Origin of the sequence: Novosphingobium sp. UBA1939 (genome assembly GCF_002336885.1) — a bacterium.
GTDB lineage: Bacteria > Pseudomonadota > Alphaproteobacteria > Sphingomonadales > Sphingomonadaceae > Novosphingobium.
Genome location: NZ_DDFB01000099.1, coordinates 1 through 5724 on the forward strand (window position 1 = coordinate 1; position 5724 = coordinate 5724).

Sequence of the window (5724 nt, forward strand, 5' to 3'; positions counted from 1 at the left end):
CGGCACGGGCAGCGGTGGCAACGGCGACGGCGCGGGCGGGCGCTTTGTGGCGCAGAAGGCGGTCAAGATCGCCGGTGACATCACCTCCACGCGCGATTACCCGGCCGCCTCGCGCGCCAGCCGGCTGGGCACCGGCGTGATCGTCGCGCTCACCGTCGGCACCGATGGCCGGGTGAAAGGCTGCACGGTGCGCAAGCGCAGCGGCGATCCCGAGGCGGATGGCATCACCTGCCGCCTTGCCATCGACCGCTTCCGGTTCCGCCCGGCGCTGGACCAGAATGGCGATGCGCTGGAATCGGTCTACGGCTGGGAGCAGCGCTTCTTCGCGCCCTGATTCCCGGATTATCCCGCACCGGGCGGGGCGGGGGCGCGGTAATTCGTATCCCCACCCCTTGCGGCGCGGCGCGCTTGCCGCGAAACTGGGTCCATGATCGCCCAGACCATCCAGCTCGCGCTCGCCCCGGTCTTCGTGCTGGTGGCGATCGGCAACATCATGAACATCCTGACCACGCGGCTGGGCCGGATCGTCGACCGTTCGCGCGCGCTGCAGAAGCTGCATGCCGAAACGCACGGGGCGGAGCACGATCGCGTGGTGGTGGAACTGCGCTATGTCGACCGGCGCATCCAGCTGATCGGCCACGCCCTGCTGCTGCTGGTCTGCTCGGGGCTGGCCATCGGGGTCACGGTCGGCACGCTGTTCATCGGCGATATCAACGGATTCGAGCTGCGCCACGTTACCAGCGTCACGTTCTTCCTTGCCATCGCCCTGCTGATGGTGGCGCTGATCTACCTGCTGCTCGAAACCCGGCTGGTGGCGCAGACGCTGCGGCTGCCGCAGGAACTGCTGGAACTGGAACGCCGCGATCTGTGAGCGGCCACGACGCGGCCTGATCGCGGTCTTGCTACGCCAGCAGCTTCTCGCCCTTTTCGCGGATCACGCCCTCGATCATCCGCCGCGCGAAGCCGAGGCCATCGGGCATGGTCACGTCGATCACCAGTTCCGCCTCTTCCAGCGTGACCGCGCAGGGGACGGTGAAGCCCATGGCCGAGACGTCCATCGCCAGATGGTCCTCGTCGCACCAGGCCATGTCGACCGAGGCCAGGCTGCCCAGCAGATCGCTGGCCTTGGCCGACGCCTTGCCGGCCTTTTCCTGCATCCGGCGCCGCACTTCGTCCTTGCCAAGCGAATGGGGAATGGCGACGCGCATCAGGTGTTCTCCGGCGGGGCGGCGGGGGTAACAGGCGCGGCCCATTGGGGCGCCGCATCGGCCTCTCCCAGCCCTTCGCCATAGCGGTAGTCAAGGTAGCGTCCCCGCACGGCCAGATCGTCGATGTCGCCGGCGGCCAGCTTGCGCGTGATCTCGTCGATCTCGCGGCTGATCTTGCCCAGGCCATCGGCCAGCTGCTGATCGGCATTGCGCCCGCCGCGTTCCTCCCGCTTCAGGTGTGCGGGAATGCGGCGATAGCTTTCGACCATGCCCGGCAGGTGTTCGCCCACCAGCTTGCGCACTTCGGCGACGGCGGGTTCGGCCGGGTCGATCCCTTCGAGCTGCACCCCCAGCCCGTCCAGCTGCACGCCGATCTGGTCGACAAGCTGCACGGCCGGCGCGGGCAGCGCCGGGCGCTGCGCTTCCAGCCACAGTTCGGTGCGCCCCACCATGGATCGGACGTTGCCGGTGTTCAGCGCGGCCAGATCGGGCACTTTCAGGCGCGGATAGCGGCCGAAGAAGAACAGCGCCGCCGCGATCGTCAGCACCATCAGCATCAGGCCGGTCACGCCGATCCCGTCGATGGCCAGGCCCACGCCCATCGCCGCGACCAGGATCACGCCCACCGCCATGGCCATGCGCGCCGCCTTGCGCGCGACATGCTGGCGCTTCATCTCGGCCGAACGCTGCCCGATCGAGCGCCCGCCCACGCGCCGCCCGCCGGCCTGCTGGCGGACCAGCGAAGCCCGTGCTTCGGTCAGAATGCGCTGACTGTCATGCGATTCGCCGGCCATCGTCCGGTCCATCAGCCTTCAAGGCTCAGCAGCGGCGAGGTTTCGGGGCCGGCGAGCTTGGCCTGCGAAGCGCCTTCGGCCCGCGCGATATAGCCCTTGGATTTCTCGACCTCGCCCGAAAGCGTCGTCACCGTCTGCTTCATCGCGTCGAGCGCTTTCAGCTTGAACGTGTCGATGGTGTCCATCGTGTCGTAGATGTTCTGGAACGCACGCTGCAGCGTTTCCAGCGGGATCGTGCTGGAAGCGGCCATCTCGTGAATCTTGCCGGTCTGTTCGCGCAGCAGCTTGCCAGTCGAATCGATGATGTTGGCGGTCGTCGTGTTCAGCGCGGTGATCTGCTGCAGCACCAGCCGCTGGTTGGTCATCGCCTGCGCCACGGTGACGGCGGTGCGCAGCGCGGCGACCGTGGTGGTGCTGGCGCGGTCGACGCCCTTGACCAGTTCGACGTTGTTCTTCTTGACCAGATCGAGCGCGAGATAGCCCTGCACCGTCACCGCCATCTGTGTCAGCAAGTCCTGCGTGCGCTGGCGGGTATAGAACAGCGCGGATTCGCGGATCGCCTTGGCCTTGGCCGGATCGGTCGCGTCGAGGTCGTTGGCGGCGTCCTCCAGCTTCTGGTCCAGTGTCTTCGAGATGTGGATCATCTGCTCCAGGTTGCCCATGGCTTCCCACAGCTTCTGCCGCTCCACGTCGATCGCGGCATTGTCCATCAGCAGCTCGTCCTTGCCCGAGGCGAGCCGGTCGAGGATCGACTTGATGTGCCCCTGCGCCGAGGTGTAGCCGTCGAAGTAGTTCTTCAGCTTGTTGCCGAACGGGATGATGCCGAGGAACTTGCGCGGCGAGGAGAGATTGCCCTGCCGGCCGGGATCGAGGTCCTCCACCGTCCGGCGCAGCTGGGCGAGATCGGCGCCGACGCCGCTGTCCTTGTCCATCGCCCGAATCGGCCGGTCGAGAAAGCGGTTCGACATGCCCGCGGCGGCCACGATTTCCTTGCGGCCCATGTTGGTAAGCTGATCCACCCGCTTGCCGAATTCGGGGCTGGCCGCGTCCTGCGCGACCAGATCGGCGACGAAGGCATCGACCTTGGCTTCCAGCTTGCCGCGGTTCTCGTCGGACACGGGCACCAGGCCCGCCGCCTGCGCGGGCGCGACGACCGGCACCGGATCGGGCGGGGTCAGGGTGATCGGGCTGATGGTTTCGGTGGGTGTCGTGGCCATGGTCGTTTCGCTCGTTGAGGGCGGTTATGCCACGATAGATGGGGAAAGCCGTTCCGTCACGCAAGCTGTATTATGCAAATAACACAGCCTCACCGGCTGCGAAGCCGTATCGACCTTGCGCCCGAACGGGCGTAGCGATGAAGCGCACCGGGGGCCAAGGAGGGAACAGCGATCAGGTTCGATCCGAAAGACCTTGTCGCCGGGCTGGCCGTGGCGGGGCTGATGATTCCCGAAGGCGTGGCCTATGCCGGCATTGCCGGGCTGGACCCGGCGCGGGCGCTGGCCGCCGGAATCGCCGGCGGGTTCGCCTATGCGCTGGTCGGGCGCAGCCGCTTCGCGATCGTTTCGCCCACGTCCTCGTCCGCCGCGATCCTGGCCGCCGCGCTGGCCAGCCTGCCGGGCGATGCCGCGACGCGCGCGGTGCTGGCGACGGTGCTGGTGGGCATGACCGGGCTGATCTTCCTGGGCGCGGCGCTGTTCCGGCTGGGCAGCCTGTCCGCCTTCGTCTCGCGCGCGGTGCTGCGCGGCTTCGCCTTCGGCCTCGCCATCACCATCGTCATCCGGCAATTGCCCAAGCTGCTGGGCATCGCCGGTATCGCCGCGGGCAACATCGCGGCCATGGCGGCGGAGATCGCGGGCGGGCTGCGCCGGGCCAATCCCGCCAGCGCCTTGATCGGCCTGGCCGCGCTGACGCTGCTGGTCCTGGTGCGGGCGCGCTGGCCGCGCGTGCCGGTGACGCTGGCGGTGCTGGCGGCGGGCATTCTCGCCAGCGTGGGGCTGGACCTCTCGGCGCACGGCGTCGCGCTGGCGGGCGCGATCCGGCTGAGCGCGCCCGCCTTCGACCTGCCCGTGCTGGCGCCGGGCGAATGGGCGCGGATGGCGCAGCTGGCGGTGCCGATCGCGCTGATCCTCTTTGCCGAAAGCTGGGGCACGATCCGCACCATGGCCCTGCGCCACGGCGACGCGATCGAATCGAACCGCGAACTCGTCGCGCTGGGGGTGACCAACATGGCCTCGGCGCTGGTGCGCGGGATGCCGGTGGGCGCGGGCTTTTCCGCCGGCGCGGCGAGCGAGGCGGCGGGCGCGCACTCGCGCCTCACCGCGCTGACGGCGGCGCTGGCGGTGCTGCTGCTGGCGCTGTTCGCCACCGGCCTGATCGCCGCGATTCCCGAACCGGTGCTGGCGGCCGTAGTGATCGCCGCGCTGGCCCACGCGCTGTCGCCAGGGCCGCTCGTGCGCCTGTTCCGGCTGGACCGCGACCAGTGGATCGCGGTAGGTGCGGCGCTGGGCGTGCTGACGCTGGGCGTGCTCAACGGGATGCTGGCGGCGGTGGCGCTCTCGGTCGCCGCGCTGCTCCACACGTATGCGCGCCCGCGCATCAGCGCGCTGGGGCGCGTGGGCGACGGGCACGATTTCGTCGACATGCGCCAGCACGCCGATGCGCGCGGCCTGCCCGGCGTGGGCATCTACCGCCCCAACGCGCCGCTGTTCTTCGCCAACGCCGAAGGCGCGCTGGCGGAAGTGGCGCGGATGGCCGCGCGCGACGGCGCCCATACCGTCGTGCTCAGCCTGGAACAGAGCGCCGATCTCGACAGCACCGCCGTCGAGGCACTGGGGGAATTCGTGGGCGCCGAGGGCAAGGCGGGCCGCCGCGTGATCCTCGCCCGGCTGCACGATCGCGCCCGCGCCGTGCTGGCGGCGAGCGGGCTGGACGGCGTGGCCGCCACGGGAACGTTCAGCGTCGCCGACGCGGTGGCGCAAGCAATGCGGGAGCAATGACGATGGCGATGGCCCAGAGGATAGAACCGCTGCTACATCCGGTCGAACTGCGGCGGCTGCGGCCCACGCAGATGACGGTCGGCTTCATCGAGGTCGAACGCAAGCAGCACGCCTGGCGGCAGCAGGTGGCGGAAGCGGGCGGCGAATACCTCGGCCGGCACATGATCCCGGTGGTGATCGGGCCGAAGCAGGTGCCGTGGCTGATCGATCACCACCACCTGGCGCTCGCGCTGCTGCGCGAAGGGGTGGAGCACGTGCTGGTCAGCGTCGTCGCCAAGCTCGATCACCTCCCGCGCGACCGGTTCCTGACCTTCCTCGACAACCGCAACTGGCTGCATCCCTATGACGCCAAGGGGCAGCGGCAGCCGCTGAAGGCCCTGCCCAAGCGGCTCGACGATCTGGCCGACGACCCTTACCGCTCGCTGGCCGGCGAAGTCCGTCGCGCCGGCGGCTACGCCAAGTCGCCCACGCCCTATGCCGAATTCCTCTGGGCCGATTTCCTGCGCGGCCGCGTGTCGACCAAGCAGATCGCCCGCCACTACCCCCGCGCTCTGGCCAAGGCGCTGGACGCGGTGCGCGCGCACGAGGCGGCGTATTTACCTGGGTTCGCGGGGGTGGAGGAATAGGAACGTATCGCTTGCAGACCCGGAGCGCGGAAAGCCCTCCCCGCTGCGGCTAACACCGCGTGCGGCGGCGCAAGCCTCGCTCCCCTCCCGCTTGCGGGAG

Annotated in this window: 7 protein-coding genes; 4 read left to right on the forward strand and 3 right to left on the reverse strand. The window is 69.4% G+C overall.

Annotated elements, in window-relative coordinates; all coding sequences use genetic code 11:
- Both B3547_RS12790 and B3547_RS12795 read left to right on the forward strand, forming a co-directional pair.
- On the forward strand, positions 1–334 hold a 334-nt coding region (locus tag B3547_RS12790; RefSeq protein WP_292963738.1), incomplete at its 5' end, for a TonB family protein.
- 93 nt (positions 335–427) lie between these two features.
- Positions 428–871: a DUF2721 domain-containing protein gene (locus tag B3547_RS12795; protein ID WP_124809678.1), complete on the forward strand. Its 444-nt coding sequence runs from the start codon at positions 428–430 to the stop codon at positions 869–871.
- 31 nt (positions 872–902) lie between these two features.
- Here the strand turns inward: B3547_RS12795 and B3547_RS12800 are convergent, their stop codons facing one another.
- Genes B3547_RS12800 through B3547_RS12810 form a run of 3 tightly spaced genes read right to left on the reverse strand, consistent with a single transcriptional unit; the run spans position 903 to position 3219 of the window.
- Positions 903–1208 carry a polyhydroxyalkanoic acid system family protein gene (locus tag B3547_RS12800; protein WP_292963741.1) on the reverse strand — a complete coding sequence of 102 codons (306 nt, stop codon included), beginning with the start codon at positions 1206–1208 and terminating at the stop codon, positions 903–905.
- A complete protein-coding gene (locus B3547_RS12805; protein ID WP_292963744.1) occupies positions 1208–2002 on the reverse strand; it encodes a hypothetical protein in 795 nt (264 codons plus the stop codon). Before B3547_RS12805 ends, B3547_RS12800 begins: the two co-directional genes overlap by 1 nt.
- A gap of 11 nt (positions 2003–2013) precedes the next feature.
- Positions 2014–3219 (reverse strand): toxic anion resistance protein, encoded by a 1206-nt coding sequence (locus B3547_RS12810; RefSeq protein WP_124809675.1) that lies wholly within the window; start codon positions 3217–3219, stop codon positions 2014–2016.
- 171 nt (positions 3220–3390) lie between these two features.
- Here B3547_RS12810 and B3547_RS12815 point away from each other — a divergent pair, with 171 nt between their 5' ends.
- Positions 3391–4998: a SulP family inorganic anion transporter gene (locus B3547_RS12815; RefSeq protein WP_292963747.1), complete on the forward strand. Its 1608-nt coding sequence runs from the start codon at positions 3391–3393 to the stop codon at positions 4996–4998.
- Positions 4999–5000: 2 nt separating this feature from the next.
- Positions 5001–5624, forward strand: coding sequence for a ParB-like protein (locus B3547_RS12820; protein WP_292963746.1), 624 nt, complete (start codon positions 5001–5003; stop codon positions 5622–5624).
- The last annotated feature ends 100 nt before the right edge of the window (positions 5625–5724 follow it).

What these genes read in the sequence shown, in the direction of transcription:
- B3547_RS12795 (WP_124809678.1), top strand. Translation starts at nt 428, where the DNA reads ATGATCGCCCAGACCATCCAGCTCGCGCTCGCCCCGGTCTTCGTGCTG.
- B3547_RS12800 (WP_292963741.1), bottom strand. Translation starts at nt 1,208, where the DNA reads ATGCGCGTCGCCATTCCCCATTCGCTTGGCAAGGACGAAGTGCGGCGC.
- B3547_RS12805 (WP_292963744.1), bottom strand. Translation starts at nt 2,002, where the DNA reads ATGGCCGGCGAATCGCATGACAGTCAGCGCATTCTGACCGAAGCACGG.
- B3547_RS12810 (WP_124809675.1), bottom strand. Translation starts at nt 3,219, where the DNA reads ATGGCCACGACACCCACCGAAACCATCAGCCCGATCACCCTGACCCCG.
- B3547_RS12820 (WP_292963746.1), top strand. Translation starts at nt 5,001, where the DNA reads ATGGCGATGGCCCAGAGGATAGAACCGCTGCTACATCCGGTCGAACTG.